This window comes from Paenibacillus alkalitolerans (genome assembly GCF_016482785.1).
Lineage (GTDB): Bacteria > Bacillota > Bacilli > Paenibacillales > YIM-B00363 > Paenibacillus_AE > Paenibacillus_AE alkalitolerans.
This window is the reverse complement of sequence record NZ_JAEMXM010000008.1, coordinates 174227-200223: the sequence shown is the minus strand read 5'-3', so window position 1 is coordinate 200223 and position 25997 is coordinate 174227. Positions and strand designations below refer to the sequence as shown.

The 25997-nt window shown below is 52.1% G+C and carries 27 protein-coding genes and 1 riboswitch; of the genes, 8 read left to right on the top strand and 19 right to left on the bottom strand.

Annotated features, from left to right (window positions below; all coding sequences use genetic code 11):
• The first annotated feature begins 66 nt into the window (after positions 1-66).
• Entirely contained in the window at positions 67-579 is a 513-nt protein-coding gene (locus tag JET16_RS15165) for a GNAT family N-acetyltransferase (protein ID WP_199617170.1), read from the top strand.
• Here the strand turns inward: JET16_RS15165 and JET16_RS15160 are convergent.
• Positions 552-869: a 4a-hydroxytetrahydrobiopterin dehydratase gene (locus tag JET16_RS15160; RefSeq protein ID WP_199617168.1), complete on the bottom strand. Its 318-nt coding sequence runs from the start codon at positions 867-869 to the stop codon at positions 552-554. The two genes, JET16_RS15165 and JET16_RS15160, sit on opposite strands and share 28 nt — an antisense overlap.
• Positions 870-1039: 170 nt before the next feature.
• Between JET16_RS15160 and motA the strand changes: the two genes are divergently transcribed.
• From motA to trhO, 3 genes are all read left to right on the top strand, one after another.
• On the top strand, positions 1040-1852 hold the full coding sequence (motA, locus tag JET16_RS15155; protein WP_199617166.1) for a flagellar motor stator protein MotA: 813 nt from the start codon (positions 1040-1042) through the stop codon (positions 1850-1852).
• Between the two features lie 13 nt (positions 1853-1865).
• Entirely contained in the window at positions 1866-2591 is a 726-nt protein-coding gene (locus JET16_RS15150; protein WP_233531644.1) for an OmpA family protein, read from the top strand.
• A 137-nt stretch (positions 2592-2728) separates the two neighbouring features.
• Positions 2729-3646 (top strand): oxygen-dependent tRNA uridine(34) hydroxylase TrhO, encoded by a 918-nt coding sequence (gene trhO / locus JET16_RS15145; RefSeq protein ID WP_199617162.1) that lies wholly within the window; start codon positions 2729-2731, stop codon positions 3644-3646.
• A gap of 46 nt (positions 3647-3692) precedes the next feature.
• Here trhO and JET16_RS15140 read toward each other — a convergent pair whose 3' ends face one another.
• The 11 genes from JET16_RS15140 to JET16_RS15090 form a co-directional block, all read right to left on the bottom strand.
• Positions 3693-4640, bottom strand: coding sequence for a type II secretion system F family protein (locus tag JET16_RS15140; protein WP_233531616.1), 948 nt, complete (start codon positions 4638-4640; stop codon positions 3693-3695).
• Positions 4641-4644: 4 nt separating this feature from the next.
• Entirely contained in the window at positions 4645-5613 is a 969-nt protein-coding gene (locus JET16_RS15135; protein WP_199617160.1) for a type II secretion system F family protein, read from the bottom strand.
• Positions 5610-7043, bottom strand: coding sequence for a CpaF family protein (locus JET16_RS15130; RefSeq protein WP_199617158.1), 1434 nt, complete (start codon positions 7041-7043; stop codon positions 5610-5612). Before JET16_RS15130 ends, JET16_RS15135 begins: the two co-directional genes overlap by 4 nt.
• Before the next feature lie 18 nt (positions 7044-7061).
• Positions 7062-7892 (bottom strand): AAA family ATPase, encoded by an 831-nt coding sequence (locus tag JET16_RS15125; protein ID WP_199617156.1) that lies wholly within the window; start codon positions 7890-7892, stop codon positions 7062-7064.
• Positions 7893-7952: 60 nt separating this feature from the next.
• Entirely contained in the window at positions 7953-8645 is a 693-nt protein-coding gene (cpaB, locus tag JET16_RS15120) for a Flp pilus assembly protein CpaB (protein WP_199617154.1), read from the bottom strand.
• Between the two features lie 16 nt (positions 8646-8661).
• Positions 8662-9570, bottom strand: coding sequence for a Tad domain-containing protein (locus JET16_RS15115; protein ID WP_199617152.1), 909 nt, complete (start codon positions 9568-9570; stop codon positions 8662-8664).
• A 9-nt stretch (positions 9571-9579) separates the two neighbouring features.
• A complete protein-coding gene (locus JET16_RS15110; RefSeq protein ID WP_199617151.1) occupies positions 9580-9975 on the bottom strand; it encodes a TadE/TadG family type IV pilus assembly protein in 396 nt (131 codons plus the stop codon).
• Positions 9972-10490, bottom strand: a complete 519-nt coding sequence (locus tag JET16_RS15105) for an A24 family peptidase (protein ID WP_199617150.1) — start codon at positions 10488-10490, stop codon at positions 9972-9974. The genes JET16_RS15110 and JET16_RS15105 overlap by 4 nt, the downstream gene beginning before the upstream one ends.
• Positions 10491-10585: 95 nt before the next feature.
• Positions 10586-10789 carry a Flp family type IVb pilin gene (locus tag JET16_RS15100; RefSeq protein ID WP_199617149.1) on the bottom strand — a complete coding sequence of 68 codons (204 nt, stop codon included), beginning with the start codon at positions 10787-10789 and terminating at the stop codon, positions 10586-10588.
• 19 nt (positions 10790-10808) lie between these two features.
• Positions 10809-11165 carry a DUF192 domain-containing protein gene (locus JET16_RS15095; protein WP_199617148.1) on the bottom strand — a complete coding sequence of 119 codons (357 nt, stop codon included), beginning with the start codon at positions 11163-11165 and terminating at the stop codon, positions 10809-10811.
• Between the two features lie 104 nt (positions 11166-11269).
• A riboswitch (cyclic di-GMP riboswitch) is annotated at positions 11270-11374 on the bottom strand.
• Positions 11375-11640: 266 nt separating this feature from the next.
• Positions 11641-12111, bottom strand: a complete 471-nt coding sequence (locus JET16_RS15090; RefSeq protein WP_199617147.1) for a nucleoside deaminase — start codon at positions 12109-12111, stop codon at positions 11641-11643.
• Between the two features lie 247 nt (positions 12112-12358).
• Here JET16_RS15090 and JET16_RS15085 point away from each other — a divergent pair, with 247 nt between their 5' ends.
• The gene (locus JET16_RS15085) at positions 12359-13006 is read left to right on the top strand and encodes a DsbA family oxidoreductase (protein ID WP_199617146.1); all 648 of its coding nucleotides are present in this window, start codon (positions 12359-12361) and stop codon (positions 13004-13006) included.
• Positions 13007-13126: 120 nt separating this feature from the next.
• Here JET16_RS15085 and JET16_RS15080 read toward each other — a convergent pair whose 3' ends face one another.
• The 4 genes from JET16_RS15080 to JET16_RS15065 form a co-directional block, all read right to left on the bottom strand.
• Positions 13127-13660, bottom strand: coding sequence for a DUF420 domain-containing protein (locus JET16_RS15080; RefSeq protein ID WP_199617145.1), 534 nt, complete (start codon positions 13658-13660; stop codon positions 13127-13129).
• A 464-nt stretch (positions 13661-14124) separates the two neighbouring features.
• The gene (locus tag JET16_RS15075; protein WP_199617143.1) at positions 14125-16263 is read right to left on the bottom strand and encodes an ABC transporter ATP-binding protein; all 2139 of its coding nucleotides are present in this window, start codon (positions 16261-16263) and stop codon (positions 14125-14127) included.
• A gap of 53 nt (positions 16264-16316) precedes the next feature.
• Positions 16317-18065, bottom strand: coding sequence for an ABC transporter ATP-binding protein (locus JET16_RS15070; protein WP_199617141.1), 1749 nt, complete (start codon positions 18063-18065; stop codon positions 16317-16319).
• Positions 18066-18480: 415 nt separating this feature from the next.
• Positions 18481-19953 carry a catalase gene (locus tag JET16_RS15065; protein ID WP_199617139.1) on the bottom strand — a complete coding sequence of 491 codons (1473 nt, stop codon included), beginning with the start codon at positions 19951-19953 and terminating at the stop codon, positions 18481-18483.
• 203 nt (positions 19954-20156) lie between these two features.
• On the opposite strand from JET16_RS15065, the gene JET16_RS15060 reads away from it, so the two are divergent.
• The 3 genes from JET16_RS15060 to JET16_RS15050 all read left to right on the top strand — a co-directional run bounded on the left by JET16_RS15060 (position 20157) and on the right by JET16_RS15050 (position 23685).
• Positions 20157-22181 (top strand): 5'-nucleotidase C-terminal domain-containing protein, encoded by a 2025-nt coding sequence (locus JET16_RS15060; protein WP_199617137.1) that lies wholly within the window; start codon positions 20157-20159, stop codon positions 22179-22181.
• Positions 22182-22457: 276 nt separating this feature from the next.
• Entirely contained in the window at positions 22458-23294 is an 837-nt protein-coding gene (locus JET16_RS15055) for an SPL family radical SAM protein (RefSeq protein ID WP_199617232.1), read from the top strand.
• Positions 23295-23370: 76 nt separating this feature from the next.
• On the top strand, positions 23371-23685 hold the full coding sequence (locus JET16_RS15050) for an acetyl-CoA acetyltransferase (protein ID WP_199617135.1): 315 nt from the start codon (positions 23371-23373) through the stop codon (positions 23683-23685).
• Between the two features lie 80 nt (positions 23686-23765).
• Here the strand turns inward: JET16_RS15050 and JET16_RS15045 are convergent, their stop codons facing one another.
• The 3 genes from JET16_RS15045 to JET16_RS15035 all read right to left on the bottom strand — a co-directional run bounded on the left by JET16_RS15045 (position 23766) and on the right by JET16_RS15035 (position 25925).
• Entirely contained in the window at positions 23766-23861 is a 96-nt protein-coding gene (locus tag JET16_RS15045; RefSeq protein ID WP_407673150.1) for a YjcZ family sporulation protein, read from the bottom strand.
• A 98-nt stretch (positions 23862-23959) separates the two neighbouring features.
• Complete coding sequence (locus tag JET16_RS15040; RefSeq protein WP_199617131.1) at positions 23960-24850, bottom strand: hypothetical protein; 891 nt, start codon at positions 24848-24850, stop codon at positions 23960-23962.
• Positions 24851-25094: 244 nt separating this feature from the next.
• Entirely contained in the window at positions 25095-25925 is an 831-nt protein-coding gene (locus JET16_RS15035) for an aldo/keto reductase (RefSeq protein WP_199617129.1), read from the bottom strand.
• Positions 25926-25997 lie beyond the last annotated feature (72 nt).

Below are 25997 nucleotides of genomic sequence, written 5' to 3'. Positions count from 1 at the left end.
CGATAATGTATAATCATGTGTGTGCGTATAAGCCCCCGATCCTGTGAAAAAAGGAACGTGCAGCCGATGAATGCGGAACGCGAACAAATCCGGTTCGACTTCGTGCCGATGACGGAAGCCCACGCGCAGGCCATCTGCGCATGGAGGTACGAGCCGCCATACGACCGGTACAACTGGGAACCGTGGGAGGAGCTCGTCCGGCTCGGCAAAGAACTGGCGGACCCTCATATTAGGGCCGAACAATACCGTAGCGCCATGATCGCGGACGAGCTGTGCGGCTTCGCGCAATGGTTTCCGCTTGCGGAAGACGGCCGGGCCGGCACCATACGGCTCGGTTTAGGTCTGCGCCCCGACTTATGCGGACAGGGGCGCGGAATCGGCGCGGCGTTCGCGAAAGCCGCGGCATCATATGCGCTTCGGCTGTTTCCCGGCTGGGCGGTCGATCTTGAAGTGGCCGCGGACAACCGGCGGGCGGTCGCCGCTTACGAGCGGGCCGGCTTTACGATTGCCGATACATACGAATTGCCGACGAGCCGCGGACCGGTACTCACTTATTGCATGGTTTGGAACGAATCGTAGATTGAGTCGTAAGCTGCGGCCGCAGCGAAGTCAAGCGCGGTCAAGCCGCCCGCGTGCCAAGTCGTCAACCGCAGCGTAACCAATTTGTAATCGATCGAGATGAACGGATGGTGAACCGCGCGCTCGGCTTCTTCGCCGATTCTGTTAACGAACCGGAGAGCATCCGGGAACGAGGAGAACCGGTACTTCTTCTCCAGCCACTTGCCGTCTTTTCGCTCCCACTTCGTTTCCGATAACGCGGACATTTTGCCAACGATCTCGTCTTCCGTCAGTTTCTTTATATTGCTCATGAAAACACCCTCCCCGGCACGTGAATGCCGTCTTTTCGCGCTCTTATTATTTTAAGCTTAAATACCGGGATCAGGAAGTTTTTCTTTGAAAATGTACTACAATGAAACGCCCCGCGTGCCGATATAGACTAATAGACTAGTGCTTACAGTAGGATGAGGAGAGTGCTTTAATGGAAAAATCAACGATAATCGGCTTGGTGCTCGGTGTATTGTCGGTTTGCGTCGGTATGGTGATGAAAGGCGCCGATTTGATAAACCTGGTTAACAACCCTGCCGCTTATATGATCATATTCGTGGGCACCGCCGCATCGCTGTTTATCGGATTTCCGATGTCGGAAATCGGAAGATTCCCCAAGCTGCTGAAGATCGCCGTCGTAGGCCAGAAGCTTCCGCAGAAATCGCAAATTATCAGCATGTTTATGGAATGGGCAACCATTACGCGGCGTGAAGGATTGCTTGCTTTAGAAAGCAAAGTGGATGAAATCGAAGATATGTTTCTCCGCAACGGCATGCGCATGATTATTGACGGCAACGACCAGGATTTCGTGCATGACGTTCTTATGGAAGAGCTGAGCGCAACGGAAGAACGGCATAAGACCGGCGCCCTCATATTTTCCCAAGCCGGCACATACGCTCCTACGCTTGGGGTGCTTGGCGCCGTTATCGGCCTCATAGCCGCTCTCGGCAACTTGACCGACATCGAGAAGCTCGGCCACTCCATCGCCGCCGCGTTTATCGCGACGCTGCTCGGAATTTTCTCCGGATACGTTCTTTGGCATCCGATTGCAAACAAATTGAAGCGGCTGTCCAAACAAGAAATTTTGCTAAGGACGATGATGGTGGAAGGTCTACTCTCCATCCAATCGGGCGTCTCCACCATTGCGATTCACCAGAAGCTCTCCGTTTACTTAACTCCGACCGAGAGATTGGCGGAACAGAAAGGGGAAGCCGCCGGTGCGCAGAAAGCAGCACAAACAGCATGACCATGAAGAACACATGGACGAAACATGGCTGATACCGTACGCGGATTTGCTGACGCTCTTGCTGGCGCTCTTTATCGTACTGTTCGCCTCCAGTCAGATCGACCAGAAGAAGTTTGAAGAAATCAGGAAGTCGTTCATGTCCGCTCTCAGCGGCGGGAAAAGCTTCTTCGACAATGCCTCGCCGGTTCCATCAGATATAAATGTGGGAATCGACACGAAAGACAAGTCGGAATCCGATATCGAACAGGCCGAGCTGGAGAAGCAGCGGACGAAAGAAACGCAAGAGCTGCTTGAGCTTAAGAAGAAGATCGATCAATTTATCGACGACAACGGGTTGACGAATCAATTGGAAACACGTCTGGACAATCAACAGTTGAAGATCACAATCAGCGACAACACTTTATTCGCATCCGGAAGCGCCGCGTTAAAGCCGGAATCACGCGAGCTTGCCGTATCGATCTCGAAATTGTTGGAGCAATACACGAATTACGAAGTCGTTGTTGCAGGCCATACCGATAACGTGCCGATCAACACGTCGCAATTCCCGTCCAACTTCCACCTTAGCACGGAACGCGCCTTAAACCTGCTTGCGGTTATATTGGAAAACAAGAACGTAGGTCCGGAGCGCTTTAGCAGCGTCGGGTACGGGGAGTATAAGCCTGTTGCCACAAACGACACCGCGGAAGGCCGGTCGAAAAACCGCCGCGTGGAAGTGTCGATCGTCCGCAATATTAAGTAAAACAACAAAGCTGCCTGCGTTCTTGGAGAACGGGCGGCTTTTTTGTTTGTTCCGGCCTGCGGCTGCAATTATGAGTTTTCATGCGCGTTATGTTAAGATAATGGTACTACATTTTTTCCAATAAAGGTGACCGAGAAATGACTGCGACAACGACCAAACCTTATCGAATTCTACTTTACTATAAGTACGTGCCTATCGAGAATCACGAGGAGTTCGCGAAGGAACACCTTGCCTTCTGTAAGGAACTCGGATTGAAAGGGCGAATCCTCGTCGCTCACGAAGGAATTAACGGAACGGTATCGGGAACGGTGGAACAAACCGAAAATTACATGAACACGATGCACGCGAATCCCATGTTCAGCGATATGGTGTTTAAGATTGACGAGGCCGAAGAGCACGCATTTAAGAAAATGTTCGTACGCCCGCGGTCGGAGCTTGTCACGTTCCGGTTGGAAGATGACATTAATCCGAATGAGTTGACCGGCAAGCGCTTGAAACCGAGGGAATTTTACGAGGCGCTGCAGCAGGAAGATGTGATCGTATTGGACGGACGCAACGATTACGAGTATGACGTGGGACACTTCCGCAACGCGATTCGTCCCGAGGTCGAATCGTTCCGAGAATTCCCGGAATGGATCCGTGAAAACCTGAGCCAGCACAAGGATAAGAAGATACTTACTTATTGCACCGGCGGCATACGCTGCGAGAAGCTCTCCGGTTTCCTGCTGAGAGAAGGGTTTAAAGACGTTGCCCAGCTGGACGGAGGCATCGCGACATACAGCAAAGATCCTGAAGTGAAGGGTCGTTTATTTGACGGCAAAATGTATGTGTTCGACGAGAGAATCGTTGTTCCCGTTAATTATACCGAGGAAGCGACGGTGGTCGGCAAGTGTCTTCATTGCGGCACACCGTCCGAGAAATACATCAACTGCACGTACGATTTCTGCCATAACCACCATATTGTGTGCGATAAGTGCGAAGAAGAGCACGGCGGTTACTGCTCCGCGGAATGCGCGGAGAAAGACGAGCAGCTGCAGGCTTCCAGAATGAGCTGACGCGTTAATCCCGGGGACTCCCTGCCCCGGGATCGCTGTATGGAATCTAGCTCCCGCTGAACGTTTCTACGAACTGGATAAGTATCGGTCCGAGCAGAACGATAAAGAGACACGGAAACACAAAGATGACGAGAGGGAACAGCATCTTAATCGGCGCCTTCATCGCTTGCTCTTCGGCGCGCTGCTTCCGCCGGTCTCTCATTTCAGAGGATTGGACCCGCAGCACCTGCACCATTCCGACACCCAGTTTTTCCGCTTGCAATATACTTCCTACCAGCGACCGCATTTCGTCAATCGGAACGCGGTCGCGAACGCCGATCAGAGCTTCCCGGCGCGTTCGGCCGAGCCGTATTTCTTCCAAGCATCTATGGAATTCCGTTGTCAAAACTCCTTCTTTCTTAGATGCGAGTTTTCCGAGCGCCGAATCGAACCCGAGGCCTGCCTCCAAGCTTACGGTCAGCAAGTCGAGAGCGTCCGGCAGCTCGCGAATCGCTTTGCGGCCCCGCTTCTTAATCTTCCCTGACAAATAAACATAAGGCAGTCTCCACGCCGCAATAACCGCGCCAAACACAATAAGGATCGTGACGCCTAAACTTAGACGCAATAAGAATACGCTGTACAGTATGCCGATTGCCGGACAAGCGGCGAGTAAAGCCATCTGTACGAGACGGAATTCCACAACCGACATTCCGTGAGGTCTCCCTGCCTGCAAAATGAGAAGATCGATTTTCTCCTGTTTACGCTCGTCGATCCGTTGACGAAAACGGCGGCGAAAGCGAGTGAAGACCGCCCCCAGCATCCTCTTTATCAGCGCCGGCTTTTCCTCTGCGGCACCAGTTGCAGCTGCTGCCTCATTGCTTGCCGTCCCCTTGCCGTCGCCCATAATGTGGGCAAGACGGTTCTTCACCCGTTGTTTACGCTCATTAGGAATCGCATAAACCGCATAAACGGCTAACGTTATCGTGATAAAAAACGCAGCATATAACATAAACATCGCATTACACCTCGATCGTCGTTACTTTCCTAATAAGCAGGAACCCGATCGTACCCGAAATAATTCCCGCGACAACCATGGCGATGCCTACCGGGTGCTGAAACAGCGTCATGATATGCTTCGGCTCCATAAAATAAATTATTATGGAGATGCCGAGCGGAAGCAATCCGATCACCAGGCCTGACAATCGTCCTTGTGCCGTAAGCGTCCGAAGATGACGCTGAATTTTATTCCGGTCCCTGATGGTGCTCACGATCGTTTCCATAATAGTCGCCAAATTGCCCCCGACTTGCTTCTGAATCAATATCGCTTGAATCATCAACTCCAAGTCTTCGCTTGGCATCCGCTCTTTCAACGAGTGCAGCGCCGCTTCCATCGTAGCCCCGTACTGCATTTCCTTAAGCACGATATCGATTTCCGACTTGATCGGTTCTTCCGCTTCGTCAACGACGGTCGTCAACGACTGAGCAAAGCTAAAGCCTGCACGCAGAGAGCTGATGAGCGTCGTTATCATATCGGGCAGCCCGTCGTTAAAATCCTTCAACCGGCTCGCCTGCTTTCGCCGAAGCCACCATCGTGGTCCGAACCAACCTGCCGCCAGTCCCGCGAAGATAAATAACCATTGCGATGTCACAACATACCCGATTCCCGCCGCCAGTGCCATGATGATCCACTGGTACATTACGAATTCTTCCGGTTTGAGAGCGATTCCTGCGCGGGTTAGCGCATCTTCCAGCTTCGCGTTGTTTTTCTTGGTAAGTACCTTTTCTTTAACGGCTCTTTTGGAGCTTTGTATTTGGACAAACAAATCGAATTTACGCCGCTCGATCGGCCGCTTCCCGTCGGCGTCCAGCTGCAGGTATCTTTTCATCCGCTTTTGCAGTCTGCGGTCTGATAACAGAACGCGAGAGAATAAATAATAAGAGAGGAGAAACACGGTTAAAGCGAAAAAGAGGACCATCAAGTATATCATCCGGCCCACTCCTCCCGGTCGATGAACACCGATGTCGGAATATAAATCCCCGATGTTTCCAACCGTTCGTAAAATTTCGGCCGCACGCCGGTGGGCACCAACCGCCCGATGATTTTCCCTGAGATGTCCACTCCCTGTTGTTGAAATACGAATATATCTTGCAAAACGACCGTATCGCCTTCAAGCCCTTGAACTTCCGTAATGTGTGTTATCTTGCGAGTACCGTCTTTCAAGCGGGACTGATGGATAATGAGATCGAGCGCGCCTGCGATTTGCTCCCGAATCGCCTTCACCGGCAATTCGATTCCCGCCATAAGAACCATCGTCTCCAATCGGGAAATCATGTCGCGCGGGGAGTTCGAGTGGCCTGTCGCGAGCGACCCGTCATGACCCGTATTCATCGCTTGCAGCATGTCCAGCGCCTCTCCTCCGCGCACCTCCCCGATGACGACTCTTTCCGGGCGCATCCGCAAAGAGTTCCTAACCAGATCGCGAATCGTGATTGCGCCTTTACCTTCAATATTCGGAGGTCTCGATTCAAGCGAGACGACATGCTCCTGCCATAGCTTTAACTCCGCGGCATCCTCAATAGTAACGATACGTTCGTCGCTTGGAATGCAGCTGGAAAGTACGTTTAACGTCGTCGTTTTTCCCGAGCCGGTTCCGCCGCTGACAAAGATGTTTAGCCGCGCCTTTACACAGGCTTCAAGGAACGTCGCCATCTCCTCGGTAAGCGTACCGAATCGAATGAGGTCTTCTATCGTATAAGGGTCTTGAGAAAATTTCCTTATGGTGATCGTCGGGCCGTTAAGCGCAAGCGGCGGAATGATAACATTCACACGCGAGCCGTCCGGCAACCGGGCATCGACCATCGGGCTCGATTCGTCAATTCGTCTTCCGATTGGAGCCACAATACGGTCGACAACCGCCATCACATGATCGTTATCCCGAAACTGCACACCGGAAAGTTCAACCTTGCCGGCGCGTTCGACGTAAACCTGATTCGGTCCGTTGACCATCACTTCGCTCACTTCAGGATCCAACAGCAAAGGATTTATCGGACCGAAGCCCGTCAAATCGTTGACGATCTCCTCGACTACTTTCTTCCGGTCAATCGCTCCGCGGAACGTCTCGTCTTCTTTAATGATTTCGATCGCCATGGAATCGAGCTTCGGAATAATCTCCTCTACCGGAGCGTTCTGCATCTCATCCAGAATCTGTTTATGCAGCCGGTTTTTTAACTCTTGATGCTTCGTAATGCGCGGCGCTTGTTCTTTCGGTTTTGCCGGCGAATCCGGCCTTTTCAATTCTCGAAACGAAGCCATCAGATCTTTCTTCGGCGTTCGCTGCCCATCCGCAGTAACGGCGTCTTCCTTCTGTTGTTCCGTGATTTCAGGCCGTTTCGCTTGAATTCGATCCAATAAACTCATCCGGTCACCCCCTGTCGATTAGAGCACTTTCGGTTTGGAAAATAGAGTTTGCAGAAAGTTCGGCGTCTTCGGCTTAAAGAACGTGATTTCCCTTCGTGAAATCAAATGCTCGGCTATTTTGAAAACCGCCTTCGCTACGTCCGACTTCCCTTCGTTCACAACAAACGGAATCCCGACATTAAGCGACTGGGAGACGATCTGAAATTGATTCGGAATATACAAGCCTATCTCAACGCCCAGAATATCGGGAACATCGGATGCTTGAATAACGCTTTCCATATTGGACCGGTTGACGACAACCTGCACTTTGCTCTGGAATCCGAGAAGCTCCAACGTATCCAACATAAGCTTGGTGTTCTTCATCGTCGCCATTTCCAAATTGGTCAGCAAGAAGATTTGGTCCGCTTTTTCAACGATATGCAAATTTTTTTCATGAAGCCCGACACCGGTATCGACGATGACATAATCGTGCTGCGACAGCATGAGATCGCACGCTTTGGAAATGACTTCCGGTGTGACAAGATCGGCATATTCCGGCCGGTCGGGAGCGGCCAACACTTTGACGCCGCTGGGATGATGCATGAGGAATCCGGACAAACCGAATGAATCCAGCTCATCGATGGATTCTACGACGTCTTTGATGCTGAACGTGGGGTGTAGATCAAGAGCGAGGCAAATATCTCCGAACTGGAAGCTCCCGTCAATAACGCCGACTTTAACATTCTTTTTCGAAAGCGCCACAGACAAATTGGTTGTCACAACCGTACGCCCGACGCCGCCTTTGGCGCTGATTACCGCGATCATCTCGCCGCGGAATCCTTTGCTTTTTGCCGTTTCTCCTTCGCTCATTCGTTCCGACTCTCCTTTCATCAAACTGTAAATCTGAAATTACTTCGATTGAAGTTTTTCTTACTTCGTTTTCTGTGAATCCGCAGCCGGTTGTCCATTGTTTACACGGGTATGAAGCGTAAGATGGAGCGTGCCGTTCACGTATGCGTCCACGAGCTTTACCGACTGATTCCGGTCAAGCTCGAGAGTAACGTTGCTGTATTCTACATATTGCGTTTCCATATCGCTTTCGATCATCCGTCTTCCTATCGCTAATACCCGCACCTTCTCGAATAGCAGCTCGGTGTCCATTTGCTCGCTCCCGGCAACCTTTTTGCTGACAACCACATCCACATAATCTTCAGGCTCGATTAAATTCGCTACCGTCTGAACAATGTTTACCCCGATGGAGACGGCTCTGTGCCCTTCTTTAATTTTGCGGGACACGAAGAGAGCTTCTTCTTTCGCGTCGGTAAGGCGATGGGAAACAATTACCTCGCCTGCCGCAATGTCCGAGTCCGCCAGCTTCCCCTCCGCCATCGACATGTCTCGAACGGCGTTGGCGTGAACGCCCAATTCAGGCACGCGGGCTATCGCAAGCTTGGAACGGACGATTCGTTCGTTCTTCGCGATCGTCTCTTTCGCCGTCACGACTTCAACGAAAGCTTCAGTCACGGCCGATTCTTGCTGATATTTGCTCATGTACTGATAAAACAGCACTGTCGTTACGGCGCCCATGACAATCGCGAGCGCCAGCACCACTTTCGTTCTCATATGTAAGTATGCTCCCTTATTCAGTCAGTCTGATGGCGAATGCGCCGGTGCCGCCCGACGGACCCGGTTTAATGATTCCGGTACCGGCGTACTCTATGAATCTGCCTTTAACCGAGTCATCGTTATGCGCCATCGGTTTGGAAATATAGAAGAAGGCAAAGTCAAGCACTTCAACTGTATCAATATGTTTTGATCCGGAATAAGTAAGAGGTTTATAAACCGGTATAAGAAGTATTCGTTTACAGTCGCGAGCCGAAGGATCCGGGCAGTTTTGGATTCTATAATTGACGCCTTCGCGCGTCTCCCCGGCTACATTGCCGTCTCGAACGTTTATTTCGTCACCAATACTAATAGGTTTTTGAAAACCGTACATTAAATTGTATCCATACGTTTGTGCCTTCTGATCGTCTAAAGCCAATATGCCGAAATACCCTGTGTCCGAATCACCGGGTCCTACCTTCAACGTATACTCTTGATCGAATGCGAGGGGAAGCATTCTTTCATCGATGCCCACTGGCGCAACACCGACGGCTTCGCCCATTACGCCCAATTCCGCAGTGGCCTTAACTGAAACCGGGGTACTCGGAAGCCCGAACAACCCTCCAAAGCCTAACCTAATCTCACGCGTTAAACCGACGGTCACCCGGTCTCTCATGTGAATATCCAATATATCCATACTTTCGTTCTCATCATGGCTCATGAGTATATTATGAACTACCTCTTTTACGGCTGTTTCCGAGTTCAGCAATTCTTGCGCCCCTGAGAGAGCTGCGGCATTCGCTGTTTTCTGGAGCTGGGCCCTTGTTACATACATGGTGCCGCCGTCAATGACAAGTCCGGATAACCCCAATAACACGGCAATCGAAATCGATACGAGCGCTAAGACGTTGCCGCGCTGTTCTTTAATGAGTCGGAGCCGTTTCATCCTGTCACCTCATTCCACTCGAATCGTCGAATACGCGCTAATTCCGCTGACGCTTGTAAGCAGATCGTTCGCCAGCGGCGTTACAAATTGATACGGGGTCTGCAGAGTTACCGTAACGTAATCTCCCGAATCTCTCTGCGAATCGGGCGGACTTATGGTGATCGTTAACTTGGCCGGATCCGATATATTCAAATAATCCCTGGCGAACGACTCCATTTCGCTGTCCGATCTCCCTAATCCGCCAAGCCGAACCGTTTCCTGCGCGGCCATTTGCAGCTCTAAATATCCATAGCAGAAACGTCCGAAATCAATGATGCCGGAAACAAGCAGCAGCAATAAGGGCACAATGAGGGCAAATTCGGTCAGCGATTGGCCACGTTGATCTTTCCGGAATTTGCGGATCATAATGGCAAAGCTCCCCTTGCAATTAATGTCGCTACCGCGCCGCCGCCGATCGCCACACCATACGGCAGCATTGCTGCCAACGACTTTTCTTGAACGGGCCAAGGCATGCGAACTCCGCGCATCCTTGCGCATAACGCATATATTGCCCCTATGAAAAACTCTCTTGTGCTTTTTCGAAAAATAAGAAAGACAATACCCATTAATCCTCCGATGAGCCCCATATACACCGATGCAACCGCGACGAAAGCGGGGCCTTTTAACGCCCCGACCAATGCGAGCATCTTCACGTCTCCGGCGCCTATTCCACCCATCAGGTAAGGAATTAAGAGGATTCCCAATCCGGCAAATAAACCTGCAAGAGAGTATCCTAATCCTCCCCAACCGCTTACAAATCCGTGTCCGATGAAAGCTATCAGCAATCCGGGAAATACAACGGCATTATAAATCTTTCGGTTATGTAAGTCTGTGGCTACGCATATGGCAGTAATGACACAAAGCAATATATCCTCCCACACAGGTGTCACCCCTCCTCAAGGGAGAACAAGGGCCTATGCATACAAGCACCGGCCCTTGTTGGTTTTGTTCTTAAAATAATGAATGGCTGGTATTGTTATCCACCATTTACAATTTGATGTTCCGCATCGTCGCGATTTTGAATGTCTGTTACCGCTTCCTCATAGAGATTTACAATCTCATCGCGCAATAACGCAATGACACCGATAACCGCAATCGCGATGACGCCGAGAACCAAACCGTACTCCGTCAAACCTTGACCTTGCTCGTCACGTACCAAATCTTTGAATTTGCTCAACATAATTAACCAATCTCCTTTGTTATGTAGTCTGTTGTTCGACAAACGTTACCGCTTGTCCGATCCGGGTTTCCGTTGCCCGAATGCGTCCCGCCGGCAGCTCTACCACCGAGCGGGTATTCGGCACTATCGCGCCGATGCGTCCCGGCTGCATGTTCTCTTCGATTCCGACTATTACGCCGGACTCGTCCAAATAAAGAACGTCAATCGGATAATACATAAAGTAAGTGTGCACCGATCGGCAGGGTCGTATATGAAGCGCACTCTCTTGCGGCAGCTCGCGCGTCAGCATCAATCCCCGGAACCTTCGAAAGAAGGACGATGCGACTATGACGCGCCCGGCGATTTTGACACCGTTTTCGCGATTGTACAGCTCCATGATCGCTGAAGTTCACCTCCGTCTGAATAAAAATAACCCTGCCTTTCGTACCGAAAGGAGGGTTACGTCTAAGATGAATCCACGTAACAAGTTCCCCTGTCTCTTTCGGTAGCTGGCTGGCGTAGCATTCTTTCGGCCTGTGCCGATCGAACGCCTTAGCCCCTGTAGCTTTGCGCCGCTGGCTTTCGCCAGCTTTGCCTTTATCGAGATTCAGCGAAAATTGTCTGAACCTGACGACTCCAATAATAAAGGGAAAATGTTCCCTACTACCATCCGACTAATTGATTATTTTAAAATGAACTGCAACAAGAATAAAGAACTATGGAGTTTTGTCGAAAAATGCGACGATAAAGACTATTAGATATAGGATCAATGTCCCATTATTCACTCACAAAAAAGGAGCGATTTGGAAATTCGCTCCTTTTTTGCGCCCTAAGTCATAATTTCGACAAGATTTGCAGCTGCCTCCGAAGTTCTAATACTCCACTTTATCCGCGGATGACGACCATGCGTCGAACGGCGCATGATATCCGTCCGGAGTCATGCGTCTCATGGGAAGTCTCCGATGTTCGATCGGCTTGTCGATCTCCTCGTATATGAAATGATCGTCAAAACCGATGGCCGCCGCTTCTTCCTTCGTCGCCGCATAATATACCGCCTTCGGACGCGCCCAATAGATGGCTCCTATGCACATGGGGCACGGTTCGCAGCTGGTATAGATTTCACAGTCGGACAGTTGGAACGTGCCGAGCTCCTTGCAAGCGGCCCGGATCGCTTGAACTTCCGCATGCGCGGTCGGGTCGTTCGAGGTTGTCACCTGATTGACGCCGGCGGCAATAATGCGCCCGTCCTTCACTACTATAGCGCCGAAAGGACCGCCCTGTCCGTTCGCGGCATTTTCGCGAGCCAGCCGTACCGCTTCCCGCATCCACTCTTCTCTATCCATATATACATCCCCCTTGCTCGTCTTTGAACACTGCGAGCCAATCGTACGATTGGCTCCTTAACGATTCATCAAAGATGCTCCATTATTTTAGCATATTTTCATCATCGGCCGATATTAATTCATGCGTTTCGTAACTTGTTTCCTTTTTGTCACAAGATATGTACAATACAGTGAAAGGGGCTTACCCTCTAGATTCTAGAGTCAAAGAGGTTTTCTTATAATTTGAACAGACAAGGACGGTGTGAACATGATCATCGATGTGTTTTCAGATATGGTTTGTCCATGGTGCCGAATCGGCAAGAAGCATTTGAAGGACGCGCTTAAGGAATGGCAAGGCGAACCGGTGCAAGTCCGCTTCCGTGCATACATGCTCGATCCGAATGTGCCGATGGAAGGCGAAAATTTTCGCGAATGGTTTATTATTCGCAAGGGCGTGAGCGAAGCGCAGCTGGAGGCGATGATCTCCCATGTGACGGAGGCGGGGAAAGCGGCCGGGGTACGGTTCGACTTCGATCATCTTACCATCGCCCCGAATACCATGTACGCCCACCGGTTAATGGCTTTCGCTCCCGAGGATTTGCGAGAGGCGTTATTTGACGCTATAACGGAAGCTCACTTTGAACGCAACGTCAATATCGGCCTTCCGGATGAATTGGCTAAGATAGCGGTAACGGCCGGCATGCCGGATTCGGAGCGCATTGCGGACCGCCTTGCGGCAGGCGAAGGATCGGACGATGTGAAGCGCGACTTGCGAGACGCAAGGGCGATCGGTGTAACCGGGGTGCCGTTCTTCCTGATCAACAACAAGTACAGTATGTCCGGAGCGAGGCCGCCCCGCGATATGCTTCGCGCAATGGAATGGGCATTGCAGCAAGAAGGGTCAGCAACACAGTAACATCGGTCTCCCGGCATCATAGGATACCAAATGATGTCTTCTCAAGTGATTATTTAGGCGAGGATAAAAATAAAGACCGGCTTTCAGGCGCCCTGAAAAACCGGTCTTTATCGTCGTACGTTATTCGTAGTAAGGCGATATCATCAGATAGACGATTACGCCCGTAATGCTGACATATAGCCATAGCGGCATCGTCCAACGCGCGATCTTTCGGTGAAGCTCCACCTTGTTGTTCAACGCCCGGGCCGTCGTAAGCAGCGCAAGCGGAACGATCACAATCGCCAGCACGATATGCGTAATCAAGATAAAGAAGTACACGTACCGGATAATCCCTTCGCCGCCGTATGGGGTGGATTCGGTAGCGTAATGGTAGGTCACGTACGATAACAAGAATAATAAAGTTGAAGTAAATGCGGCAAAAATAAAGTTTCGGTGAACCTTAATATTTTTCTTTCTGATAAAAAAGAGCGCCATTAAGAGAAAGACGAAAGTGAAGCTGTTGAACACCGCGTTGAGCATCGGCAAGATCGTGAAGTCGATATGTTCGAGTCCCTCCGCCTCCGGCAGGAAGAAGAGAATGGCGACAATCGCATTGACCGCAATCGAGAGCGTTACGATAAGCGGCGTATAGTTGCGTTCTTTGGTCGGTGACATGTGCGAAATCCTTCCTTCTCGATACATTTATACCCTCATCATAGCGAAATTTATCCCGCGAAAGCAAACTTCGGCGCCGGGTGTCACAATAAGTTCATGAAATCATCTCCGCACTGTGCATAGGGAGCGGGATTCATACATTTCCATTGAGCACCTTTTAATCTGTACCGGTACAGACGCCATTTTTTTTGATATTATCGGATGTAATTCGCTTATCTGTACCTGTACAGATACCGATAAATATTCTCAACAGCAGCAATAAATATAATCTGTACCGGTACAGTTCATAAGGAAGCTTTGAAACAAGTCAATCTTAGGTTATGCTTTCTTCTCCCGGGGGAATCAGGAAAGGCGACTTATTGTACGGTTAGCCGGTTACGCCGGCTAACGCCGAAATCAACCTTATACTTTCTGAGATCACGAAAAAAGGCTTACTGCAAGCACTTTGCAGTAAGCCTTCGTAACTACATGCTGGGAGCGGCCGCAGGGGACGGGACGCCTTTGCCGGATTCGGTTCCGGCGGGTCTGCCCGCAGGCCCGTGCCCTTGCTGCAGCTGGTACATCTGATAGTATTTGCCGCCGACGGCCATCAGCTCGTCATGCGATCCGCGCTCCGCAATTTCCCCTCGGTCGAGGACGAGAATGAGATCGGCGCTCTTGATCGTCGACAACCGGTGCGCGATTACAAACGTCGTGCGGCCTTTCTTCACAACATCCAACGCATCTTGGATGACCGCTTCCGTCTCGGTGTCGATGTTCGATGTCGCTTCGTCCAAGATCAAAATCGCGGGATCGAACGCAAGAGCGCGCGCGAACGAGATGAGCTGGCGCTGTCCCGCGGACAGCGTGCTGCCCTTCTCAATGACGGGCTCGTCGATACCATTGGGAAGGTGCGCGAGCGACCGGTCGGCCCCTACGTCCTTAAGCGCCTTCTCGATTCGTTCTCTTGAAATCGACGGGTCGTCGAGCGACACGTTGGAAGCGATCGTTCCGGTGAACAGGAACGGATCCTGCAGCACGATGCCCATATGACCGCGAAGCGTCTGGCGCGGCAGCTCGCGAATGTCTTGCCCGTCGATCGTAATGCGTCCCGAATCGACGTCGTAGAAGCGGAAGAGCAGGTTCAGGATCGAGCTCTTGCCGGAGCCGGTATGGCCTACCAGCGCGACCGTCTGGCCCTGCTTCGCTTCGAACGAAATGCCTTTAAGCACCGGCTCTCCTTCTGTATAGGAGAACCAAACGTTGTCGAACACGACATTTCCTTTATAGCGCGCCATTTTTTCATCGGAAACGTCTTCGCCTTCTTCATCCAGCAGGACAAAGACGCGCTCCGCGCTGACGAGCGCTTGCTCCAGATTCGGGAGCTGGTTGACGATATTGACGATCGGGTGGAACATGCGGTTCAACAGATCTACGAACGCGTATAGAATACCTAACGATATGCCGCCCGCTACAGAGCCTAGAGACACGCCGCCGAAATACCAAATCATCGCGACAAAAGCGATATTCCGGATGACGCCGACGAGGTTGTGCGAAGTCAATGCGTTCAAATTCAACAGCTTGTTGCGGTAGTCGAAATAACGATTATTATACGCTTCGAATTCCTGCTCCTGCTTCTTCTCCCGGCGAAACGCCTGGATAATCGGCATCCCTTGGATCGATTCGTTGATCATCCCGTTCATCTCGGACAGCGTCGACCGGATGACTCGGTTGTAATTAGCCGCATATTTCCGGTATATGACGATCCATACCGCCAGTATCGGAATGATCAGCATACAGATGAGCGCAAGACGGGCATCCAGCAGGAACATCGCTCCGATAATCGACAAAATATAGAGCGTTCCGGAGAAGAAGTTCGCCAGCACCGTAACGTACAAATCTTTGATCGCTTCCGTGTCGTTCGTAATTCTCGATACCACTTTGCCGGCAGGCAAATTGTCGAAGTATCGGATCGGCAGACGGTTGATGTGCGCGAACACGTCGTCTCTCATCCGCCGTATGATCCGGTTCGCCGACGCCTGCAGCCAATAGCGCTGGCCGTAGCTGAAAATCGCCGACACCGCCATCAATCCCAAGTAAATCCACGACAAATCGAGAATGCCCGCAATTTCCGGCCTGTAGAATGCGAAAACTTGATCGGATGTCAATGGGTTCGCCTCGTATGTGGAGGCCGTTCCGTCTTTGGTGATCGTTAAGAAGGCGGTACCGTTGTCGTTCTTGCTGACGGTTCGTTCGCCGTCCTCCTTAATGCCTCCGGGAATAAAGAAGAACTCGCGGCCGACTTGAAGCACGCGCGCTTCTTCCCTTCTTGCCTCCTCCGGGACACGGTCGCCCCGCTTCCATAAAGCTCCTTCATACTCCACGCCGCCTGCCTTTCCCGCCTCTACCTTGTACCACGGTTTCTCGATGCCGGAGACGTGTTCGTCGATCATTCGCTTGGCGATGAACGGGCCGACCAATTCCGTCCCGATCGCAATCGCAAGCATGAGAAGCGCAAGTATAAGAGGCGTCTTGTAGAGCAGCGCGTAATTCCATAACCGCTTGCCCGGACGCGCTCTGCGCACCGCTTCGCGGTCCAGCTCAAAATCGAAATCATTGTTCATCGGTTGTTCTTCCACCTTCCCCTTTAAAACAGTTCACAGACGATACACGGAGATTACGCGCCTTCCAACGTCGCTTCCGCCTGCTGCCGCTCCCATTGCTCGCGGTACCACCCGCCTGCGGCAAGCAGCTGCTCATGAGTTCCCTCTTCCACAATGCGCCCGTCGTCGAGCACGACGATATGATCGGCGTGCTGCACGGCCGAGAGACGGTGCGTTACGATCAACGTCGTCTTTCCCGCGCGGGAGCGGCGGATGTTCGAGATGATCTCGCTTTCCGTCTTGGCGTCAACCGCGGAGAGCGCGTCGTCGAGAATCAATATTTCGGGATTGGCCAGCAAGGCGCGCGCAATGGATACGCGCTGTTTCTGACCGCCGGAGAGGGCGACGCCCTTCTCGCCGACAAGCGTCTCCAGTCCTTGCGGAAGAAACTCCAAATCTTTCTTGAAAGCGGACAACTCGATCGCTTCATTCAACCGGTCTTCCGCTTGATCTCCTTTGGCGAACAATATATTTTCACGAACGGTCCGCGAGAACAAGAACGGATTTTGCGGCACGTAACCGATCCAGCGCTTCAAATCGTCGAATGCAATGTTTTCGATCGGTTCGCCGGAGACGCAAATCGAGCCGTCCCCATTCGGATACTCGCGCAGAAGCTGCTTAATGAGCGTCGTCTTCCCGCTTCCCGTCCGCCCGACGATACCGAGCGTCTGGCCCCGTTCAAGCTTTATATTCAGGTCGCGCAAGTTGTCTCCTTCGGAAGACGGGTAACGGAACGTCACATTGCGGAACTCGATCGCCGCCGGCTCATCGACACGAACCGCGTTTGGCGATTCGTCCACATCCGCAGGATACGAGAGCGTTTCATTCACCCGATCCAACGAAGCGTTGCCGCGCTGCATGATGTTGATCAGCTCGCCGATCGCAAACATCGGCCAGATCAGCATCCCGAGGTACACGTTGAACGTGACGAGCGCGCCGACCGTCAATTCGCTGCGAAACACGAGATAAGCGCCGTATCCGAGCCCTATGAGGTAGCTCAGTCCGACAATGATCTTAATGGTCGGCTCGAACAATGAGTCGATCTTCGTCACGGCGATGTTCTTGCTAAGCACGTCGGCCGTAACGCCGCCGAACTTGCGCTCCGCCGCCCGTTCTTGAACGAATGCGCGGATCACCCGCGTCCCCGAGATCGTCTCCAGCACGCCGTCGTTCATGTCGCCGAATGCGTCCTGGGCCGCCTTGAACCGCAGGTGAATCCATTTGCCGTAAAGCTGCATGCAAATCGCCAAGATCGGCAAAGGAATAATCGCGGCCAGCGTCAATTTCCAAGAGATCATTACGCTCATGACCGCGAGCAGCGTCATCATCCAGACGGTTGAATCGATCAGCGTCAAAATCCCGAAGCCTGCCGTCATCGACACGTCCTTCAAGTCGTTCGTCGCTCGCGCCATGAGATCCCCTGTGCGGTTCTTCTCATAGAACGTTGGAGTCATCTTGAGAAAATGCCGCATCAATTTCGATCTCAAGAGTCGTTCCACCACGAATGCGCCGCCGAACAGCTGGTACATCCACACATACGTGATGAGGTAAATGACCAACGCAAGACCTCCGAGAAGCAGCAGCGTTTCCGTTACCAACGGCCACGTAAGCGTCCCTTGCTGGATGCGGTCGATCGTATCCCCAACAATTTTCGGTGGAATGACCTCAATCAACCCCGCCAAGACCAGAAGCGGAATCGCGATCGCGTACCGTTTCCATTCCAATCGGAAAAACCAACTTAATTTGCCTAAAACCGAAAGCATAAACTGATCTCTCTCCCCTCTATCTAAAAAAAGCACACCGCAAAACGTTAGCAGTGTGCTTTTCCTTTACGGAAAATAAAAAGCGCACGCCACGATCGATTCGTGACCTGCGCCTGGTTTATCGTACGTACGTCTGACGCTTAATTAAGAAAAAGCGTCAACGCGCCCGAAAACGGAAGCGAGAGGTCACATCATAATTGTCGAAATGAACACCGTTTAACGAACGACGATCGGCAGCCATTAATACCAACATGATGTGAACCCTCCTTCCATAGTAATTTTCGCCAGATGTTTACATGTCGTAAGTTAACACGCCCTCGCGCACCGTGTCAACATTTTTTTTCCAGGCGTCTCAACGCTTTATGAAAATCCGTCCCGTGCCGCTCCACGTTCGTCCTCCCATAATATATGATATTTATTCGCGCGTATGAATTTGTGAAATGTAACCCGCAATGTCCACGTTCAACCCCTGCGCCAACCGTTCGCCCAATTGCCGGTCCGCCCGGTAAAAATTGCAGATCGCCAGCAGCTTCGTGCGTTCGTGAACGGATTGCAGATCGCAGGTCAAATTCCGGATCAGATTATCTTGTTCCGTTCCGGTAAATTTGCGGTATGTTTCCCCAGCCTGGGCAAAATCGTTGGTTTTACCGATTTTTTGCCTCCCCGCGTACCCATGAACCGGAACGGTGCTGTCCCGGTACTCCGGCGCTTCTTTCGGCGCATCCTCATGGCGCGTAGGCTCGTAATTGACCGGGGAAGGCTGCTGCTTCGTCTGCATGAAGCCGTCGCGTTGGTTGTTTCGCACCGGCGCATACGGACAATTGACCGGAATTTGCAGATAGTTCGGACCGAGCCGGTGGCGCTGCGTATCCGGGTACGAGAACAGACGGCCTTGGAGAAGCTTATCCTCCGACGCTTCTATTCCCGGCACAAGCGCGCTCGGCGCAAACGCGGATTGCTCCACTTCCGCGAAGAAGTTGGCCGGATTGCGATTCAACGTCATAGTGCCGACTTTGTGCAGAGGGAACCGGTCTTCCGGCCACAGCTTCGTCGGATCGAGCGGATCGAAATCCAGATCGTCGATGTCCTCCGGCGCAAGCAGCTGCATATGCAAATCCCACTTAGGGAAGTTGCCCGCTTGAATGTTATCGAACAAATCGCGCGTCGCATGGTTGAAGTCGTTCGCTTGGACAGCCGCCGCCTCTTCTTTCGTAAAATTACGCACTCCTTGATGAGGCTTCCAGTGATATTTGACATACAAATAATTGCCTGCCGCGTTGATCCACTTGAACGCATGGACGCCAAACCCTTCCATCTCCCGGTAATTGGCCGGCGTGCCGTAATCGGAAAACACCCACAGCAGCATGTGCGTCGACTCCGGCGTCAACGTCATGAAATCCCAGTAACGGTCCGGTGTTTGGATATTTGTATCGGGGGCGGGTTTGAGCGAATGAACCATATCCGGAAATTTGATCGCGTCGCGGATAAAAAACACCGGCAGATGGTTTCCGACAATATCGTAGTTTCCTTCCTCCGTATAAAACTTTACGGCGAATCCCCGCGGATCGCGCGCCGTCTCCGGCGATCCTTGTCCGTGAATCACCGTCGAGAACCTTACGAACACCGGCGTTTCGGTTCCGGGCTCCTGAAGGAATTTCGCTTTCGTATACCGCTTCATGCTGTTTTCCAACACGAATACGCCGTGAGCTCCCGCGCCGCGCGCATGCACAACCCGTTCGGGTATGCGCTCGCGGTCGAAATGCGCCAGCTTCTCAATCAGATGATAATCCTCAAGCAAGGTGGGCCCGCGCTGCCCGGCTGTCCGCGAATTTTGATTGTCTCCTACCGGCACGCCTTGATTTGTCGTCAATATGTTGCGTTCGCTCATTTTGGCACCTCTCACGATTGGGATTTTTATTTATTTAAAATAATTCTAATTTAGTACTGAGTATAGATAAGCTGATAATGATTGTCAATGCGTAAATTTCCTCCTTGGTGCTTTTTACTCAAAATTTACAATTCGCTTAACCCTTGTTTACAATCTAGCGCTATACTAAAAACGTAAGAAATAATTGGGAGGATGGGAAAACGATGTATCAATACTCGGGGAAAAGAGTTCGCCGCATGCTTGTTGCAATGCTGCTAATCGCAACTCTATTAAGCATGCTCTCACAGCCGAACGCTAGAGCGGCTGGCGAATTCGAAGTTACGGTCATATTCACCAACGATACGCACGCTCATCTGGAGAATGTCGCCCGCCGCGCGACGGTTGTGCGGCAAATTCGCGAAGAAGCGGAAAACTCGATTTTGCTCGATGCGGGGGACGTGTTTTCCGGCACACTGTTTTTTAACCAGTATCTGGGACAAGCAGACCTCGAATTCATGAACAAAATGGGATACGACGCCATGGTGCCCGGCAACCATGAATTCGACAAAGGCCCGAAGCCGTTCGCGGAATTTGTAAAGAAGGCGGAGTTTCCGATCGTTAGCGCCAATATCGACTACAGCAAAGAACCGGAGCTAAACCCGCTTTATAAAAATGAAGTGAGCGCTTCCGCGGCGGGCGGTTCGATTTACCCGGCGACCGTACTGGAAGTCGGCGGCGAAAAAATCGCCGTGTTCGGCTTGACGACGCCCGAGACCGCGTTCCTTGCCAACCCGGGCGAGAATGTGGTTTTCAAAGATGAAATCGAGACGGCTAAAGCGGTTGTTACGGACTTGAAGGCGAAGGGGTATGACAAAATTATCGCGTTGACCCACCTCGGTTTCACTTATGACAAAGCGCTCGCGGAGGAGGTCGACGGCATCGACGTGATCGTCGGCGGCCATTCGCATACGCGGTTGGACGATCCCGTGAAGGCGGGTTCCGACGATGAACCTACGCTGATCGTTCAAGCGAACGAGTACGGTAAATATATCGGCCGTCTAGATGTAAGCTTTGACGCAGACGGGAAAGTTACGGGGTTCGAACACCAATTGGTTGATGTAGACGCGCAAAACGACAAGAAAGAATTTGTAATCGCATCGGATGAAGAGTTTGCAGCGCGGTTGGCCGAGCTGCAGAAGCCGATCGACGAGATGAAGTCGAAAATTGTGGGCAAAACCGATGTTGCGCTGGAGGGCGACCGTACGGTTATCCGCCGGGGCGAGTCGAATCTCGGCAACCTGATCGTTGACGGCATGCTCGCCAAAGCCCAGGAATCTACGAAAGCGACGATCGCTATCCAGAACGGCGGCGGCATTCGAGCTTCGATCGATGCGGGCGACATATCGCTCGGCGAAGTGTTGACAGTACTGCCGTTCGGAAACACGCTGGTAACGCTTGAGCTGACCGGCGAAGAAATCGTTGCGGCGCTTGAGAACGGCGTGTCGAAAGTGGAGGAAAACGCCGGCAGGTTCCCGCACGTCGCAGGCATGAAATATACGTACAGCATGGCGAAGCCGGCGGGCTCCCGCGTCATGGACGCAATGGTGAAAGAAGCCGACGGTTCATATGCCCCTATCGATCCTAAAGGAACATACATTGTAGCTACCAACGCCTATGTGGCGGACGGCGGCGACGACTATCAAACGTTCAAGAAAGCGAAAGACGAAGGTCGCATGACCGAATTGTTCTTTGTCGATTACGATGTCTTTACCGAATATCTCGACAAGTCCGGCACGGTTAACCCGAAAGTCGAAGGACGCATTACTCGTCATGTGTCCGACTTGCCTGCGGATGACGAAGGATTTGACGATGTTCAAGCGTTGGCGGGACTTAACGTGTTCCCGGAATTCACAGGGGATGAGTTCCGTCCGTCCGACCCGATTACGCGCCTGGATGCTGCGTTATGGGTAAGCCGCGCAATGAAATTGAAGCTTCCGGAAGCCGGCGCGGCGTTTGCCGATATTGCCGCGGATCATCCTTCCGCGAAGGAGCTGTTGGCCGTGAAGGACGCCGGCATCTTCAAGGGAATGCCGGACGGCACGTTCGGACCGGAAGCGACGCTTACCAAGCGCCAAGCCGGCCTTGTGTTCGAAAGGGCATTCGGCATAGCACCCGTGGACTCCGGCTCGAAGGAAGCGGTAACGCGCCTCGAGTTCGCGATGATGTTGAACGCGGCGTTACAGAAGTAAATGATTCTCCGCAGCAGTATGAGCCTGTTCGACCGTTACGGTCGGGCGGGCTTTTTTGAGGTAAAATAACGGAAGTACAGTCCTTTATCATGTTGATTTGAGGGGCTCCAGCGGAAATAAAGGAAGTACAGTCCCTTATTCCGAAGTTATTATGTATTTGGACGTACTTTTTAGTCAGAATAGAGGACAGTAGTTCCTCTATTTTCCGACATCGTCTGAGAAACTCGTGAAATAGAGCCCTGTACTTCCTCTAATTTCGCACTGGGGAGCGTTATGATGAAACCGAGGGTGACGGAGAAACAACCGAAGACGATGCTTACCCCGACGGGGGGATTTCTGTCGGGGTATACACATACGCTGAACCCGTACGGCGGATGTGCTTTCGCCTGCACGTACTGCTACGTGCGGCGCATGCCGGTCGCACTGTTCCGAGGCGATCCGTGGGGCGAGTGGGTCGACGCGAAGCGGTTCGACCCGGACGCTTTCCGCCGCGAGCTGAGCCGCGCCAAGCGCAAAGGGCCGGTGGCGGTGTTCATGTCGAGCGCCACCGACCCTTATCAGCCGGCGGAATACCGGCTGAAGCTGACCCGCACGCTGCTGACGATCATGGCGGAGGACCCTCCCGCGTTCCTGTTCGTGCAAACGCGCAGCCCGCTTGTGACGCGCGACGCGGATCTGTTCCTCAGCTTCCCGAAGGGGCGCATCCGCGTCAGCGTCACCGTCGAAACCGATCGCGAGGATGTACGCAAGGAGTTCGCCCCGGCCGCGCCCCCGATTCCCGCGCGGCTCAATGCATTGCGCCGCCTCGCCGAGGCGGGCGTACCCACGCAGGCGGCCGTCGCGCCGCTGCTTCCTTGCTCGGCGCATTTCGCCGCCGCGCTTGCAGGGGTGACGGAGCGCGTCACCCTCGACACCTTCGCGCTCGGAGACGGCGCCGGCGGCAAACGCACGGAGGCGCTCGGAATCAAGCGCATCCACGATTCTCTCGGCCTCTCGGAATGGTACGAAAGCGGCAAATATAAAGAGGTGTGGACGAAGCTCGGCGAACATTTTCCCCCGGATCGTCTCTTCTTAAGCCAAGCCGGATTTCATCCCGACGCAGGCACCCTTTGAGTATACAAGCACCATCGGCTGGGCTTATGCATATGCTGGCAATGGCAACAATATTATCTTGGGGGTATTCGTTTATATGTATCAAACCATTGCACAGCAGAACGTCATTTACCAAGCCGATCCCGATATGGTGCAATCACTCAGGTCGATAAGGGACAAAGTCCACGGTCTCGGAAATCTTCATCGGAACAAACATGTCCGGGTGCAGACGATCGACGGCCATGTTTACGAGGGTGTCATTCTCGGCGCCGAAGGTGGAGTCCTCCATCTGGGCATCCGGCAGCCGGCAGGATATCAGCGGTTTTTCTATCCGTACTACAATCCGTATTACAACGTCATATTGCCGCTTGTCTTGTACGACTTGCTTGCAATCACACTTCTGACCACATAACACAGCAAAAAACAAAGAACCAAGAGGCGCTCTTGCCAGGCCTATGGTTCTTTGTCGTGCTCACCGGACGGCTGCCGCCGTCATACAACCGAGAACGTTCTCAACGTGATAACCAACAAGATGTACAGGACTAAAATAACCGCGGTAGAAGTGAAGCCGTAACCTACTGCGCCCATTGTCATCCCTCCCACTGATCAACATACGATATTATACAACATACGATATTATTTAAATGCCTTCTTGTATGGTTTTGCCACCGGCTGGTGAGGTTTTCTTATTTCGCGCCAAAAGTCGGTTGCATCATGAAATAAAAACGTGGTTCATCCGCGAACCACCGTGTTTCAATGTGAAACAAGCACTCCCGTTTAACCGCCTCCTGTTTCACTTCGGCACAACGTGGTTCATCCGCGAACCACCCTGTTTCAATGTGAAACAAGCACTCCCGTTTAACCGCCTCCTGTTTCACTTCGGCACAACGTGGTTCATCCGCGAACCACCCTGTTTCAATGTGAAACAAGCACATCTGTTTAACCGCCTCCTGTTTCACTTCGGCACAACGTGGTTCATCCGCGAACCACCCTGTTTCAATGTGAAACAAGCACATCTGTTTAACCGCCTCCTGTTTCACTTCGGCACAACGTGGTTCATCCGCGAACCACCCTGTTTCAATGTGAAACAAGCACATCTGTTTAACCGCCTCCTGTTTCACTTCGGCACAACGTGGTTCATCCGCGAACCACCCTGTTTCAATGTGAAACAAGCACATCTGTTTAACCGCCTCCTGTTTCACTTCGGCACAACGTGGTTCATCCGCGAACCACCCTGTTTCAATGTGAAACAAGCACATCTGTTTAACCGCCTCCTGTTTCACTTCGGCACAACGTGGTTCATCCGCGAACCACCCTGTTTCAATGTGAAACAAGCACATCTGTTTAACCGCCTCCTGTTTCACTTCGGCACAACGTGGTTCATCCGCGAACCACCCTGTTTCAATGTGAAACAAGCACATCTGTTTAACCGCCTCCTGTTTCACTTCGGCACAACGTGGTTCATCCGCGAACCACCCTGTTTCAATGTGAAACAAGCACATCTGTTTAACCGCCTCCTGTTTCACTTCGGCACAACGTGGTTCATCCGCGAACCACCCTGTTTCAATGTGAAACAAACACTCCCGTTTCACTTCGCGCCGTGATGTTACTTCCTTTAACGGAAGCTGTAACGCCGGAATTGCTCTTCACTCGATAAGAAAAACTTCTATCGAAGTGCATTCAAGGATGAGCGACCGCGATTTGGAGGAAGTTTTTCTTGGTATAGAATTTACTCGTTTCATGTTGTGGCAGGAAACTTATAAATTCTGGCGTTAAAAAACCGCACCCTGAGGGATGCGGTTATGGCTAAGTATGTCCGTATTAAAAATTGAAATTGTCCGGATCCGGGCCGAGACGGCGATTTTTGTTCATTGCATTGATGCGGTCCATATCTTCCGGGGACAATTCGAAATCGAACACGTCCGCATTTTCCCGGATGCGCTCCGGGCGAACCGATTTCGGAATCGTTACGACTCCGTTCTGCAAATCCCAACGGAGCACGATTTGCGCGGGCGTCTTCCCATATTTATCCGCCAGTCGGACAAGCGTCTCGTCGTTGAGGTTGTTTCCCTGCATAAGCGGGCTCCAAGCCTCAAGCTGAATTCCGTTCTCTTTGCAGAACGCAAGCAAGTCGCGCTGCGACAGCAACGGATGATACTCCACTTGGTTAACGGCCGGCACGATGTCCCCGTCAGCCATAATATCTTGCAGATGGTGAATGTTGAAGTTGCTAACCCCGACTGCGCGCACGCGGCCGTCCGCGTACAGCTTGCGGAGCGCCTTCCATGTGTCGCGGTATTTGCCTTTCACCGGCCAATGCACGAGATACAGGTCGACGTAATCGAGACCGAGCCGCTTCAAGCTTTCGTCGTAAGCGCGCAGCGTGCTTTCGTAGCCTTGATCCGCATTCCACACTTTCGTTGTGACGAACAGATCTTCACGCTTCACGCGGCTTTCGCGGATCGCTTTGCCTACGCCCGTTTCATTACCGTATACCGCTGCCGTATCGATGCTCCGGTATCCGTGCGCAATCGCGGCGGAAACCGAATCCTCGACCTGCGGTCCTTCCTCGACCCGCCACACGCCGAGTCCGAGCCACGGCATCTTGACGCCGTTGTTTAACGTTACGGTATCGGTGAGTCCTGTCGGCATAACATCTCCATCCTTTCTTTTTCAAAATACACACACTATATTACCAAACTCAAAGCAATATCGAAATCTCGC

What these genes read in the sequence shown, in the direction of transcription:
- JET16_RS15115 (WP_199617152.1), bottom strand. Translation starts at nt 9,570, where the DNA reads ATGAAACGGCTCCGACTCATTAAAGAACAGCGCGGCAACGTCTTAGCG.
- JET16_RS15075 (WP_199617143.1), bottom strand. Translation starts at nt 16,263, where the DNA reads ATGAACAATGATTTCGATTTTGAGCTGGACCGCGAAGCGGTGCGCAGA.
- JET16_RS15055 (WP_199617232.1), top strand. Translation starts at nt 22,458, where the DNA reads ATGAAACCGAGGGTGACGGAGAAACAACCGAAGACGATGCTTACCCCG.
- JET16_RS15045 (WP_407673150.1), bottom strand. Translation starts at nt 23,861, where the DNA reads ATGGGCGCAGTAGGTTACGGCTTCACTTCTACCGCGGTTATTTTAGTC.
- motA (WP_199617166.1), top strand. Translation starts at nt 1,040, where the DNA reads ATGGAAAAATCAACGATAATCGGCTTGGTGCTCGGTGTATTGTCGGTT.
- JET16_RS15125 (WP_199617156.1), bottom strand. Translation starts at nt 7,892, where the DNA reads ATGAGCGAAGGAGAAACGGCAAAAAGCAAAGGATTCCGCGGCGAGATG.
- JET16_RS15140 (WP_233531616.1), bottom strand. Translation starts at nt 4,640, where the DNA reads ATGTTTATGTTATATGCTGCGTTTTTTATCACGATAACGTTAGCCGTT.
- JET16_RS15080 (WP_199617145.1), bottom strand. Translation starts at nt 13,660, where the DNA reads ATGTCACCGACCAAAGAACGCAACTATACGCCGCTTATCGTAACGCTC.
- JET16_RS15070 (WP_199617141.1), bottom strand. Translation starts at nt 18,065, where the DNA reads ATGCTTTCGGTTTTAGGCAAATTAAGTTGGTTTTTCCGATTGGAATGG.
- JET16_RS15130 (WP_199617158.1), bottom strand. Translation starts at nt 7,043, where the DNA reads ATGAGTTTATTGGATCGAATTCAAGCGAAACGGCCTGAAATCACGGAA.
- JET16_RS15150 (WP_233531644.1), top strand. Translation starts at nt 1,866, where the DNA reads ATGGACGAAACATGGCTGATACCGTACGCGGATTTGCTGACGCTCTTG.
- JET16_RS15100 (WP_199617149.1), bottom strand. Translation starts at nt 10,789, where the DNA reads ATGTTGAGCAAATTCAAAGATTTGGTACGTGACGAGCAAGGTCAAGGT.
- trhO (WP_199617162.1), top strand. Translation starts at nt 2,729, where the DNA reads ATGACTGCGACAACGACCAAACCTTATCGAATTCTACTTTACTATAAG.
- JET16_RS15035 (WP_199617129.1), bottom strand. Translation starts at nt 25,925, where the DNA reads ATGCCGACAGGACTCACCGATACCGTAACGTTAAACAACGGCGTCAAG.
- JET16_RS15060 (WP_199617137.1), top strand. Translation starts at nt 20,157, where the DNA reads ATGTATCAATACTCGGGGAAAAGAGTTCGCCGCATGCTTGTTGCAATG.
- cpaB (WP_199617154.1), bottom strand. Translation starts at nt 8,645, where the DNA reads ATGAGAACGAAAGTGGTGCTGGCGCTCGCGATTGTCATGGGCGCCGTA.
- JET16_RS15050 (WP_199617135.1), top strand. Translation starts at nt 23,371, where the DNA reads ATGTATCAAACCATTGCACAGCAGAACGTCATTTACCAAGCCGATCCC.
- JET16_RS15095 (WP_199617148.1), bottom strand. Translation starts at nt 11,165, where the DNA reads ATGGAGCTGTACAATCGCGAAAACGGTGTCAAAATCGCCGGGCGCGTC.
- JET16_RS15110 (WP_199617151.1), bottom strand. Translation starts at nt 9,975, where the DNA reads ATGATCCGCAAATTCCGGAAAGATCAACGTGGCCAATCGCTGACCGAA.
- JET16_RS15165 (WP_199617170.1), top strand. Translation starts at nt 67, where the DNA reads ATGAATGCGGAACGCGAACAAATCCGGTTCGACTTCGTGCCGATGACG.
- JET16_RS15135 (WP_199617160.1), bottom strand. Translation starts at nt 5,613, where the DNA reads ATGATATACTTGATGGTCCTCTTTTTCGCTTTAACCGTGTTTCTCCTC.
- JET16_RS15065 (WP_199617139.1), bottom strand. Translation starts at nt 19,953, where the DNA reads ATGAGCGAACGCAACATATTGACGACAAATCAAGGCGTGCCGGTAGGA.
- JET16_RS15085 (WP_199617146.1), top strand. Translation starts at nt 12,359, where the DNA reads ATGATCATCGATGTGTTTTCAGATATGGTTTGTCCATGGTGCCGAATC.
- JET16_RS15160 (WP_199617168.1), bottom strand. Translation starts at nt 869, where the DNA reads ATGAGCAATATAAAGAAACTGACGGAAGACGAGATCGTTGGCAAAATG.
- JET16_RS15090 (WP_199617147.1), bottom strand. Translation starts at nt 12,111, where the DNA reads ATGGATAGAGAAGAGTGGATGCGGGAAGCGGTACGGCTGGCTCGCGAA.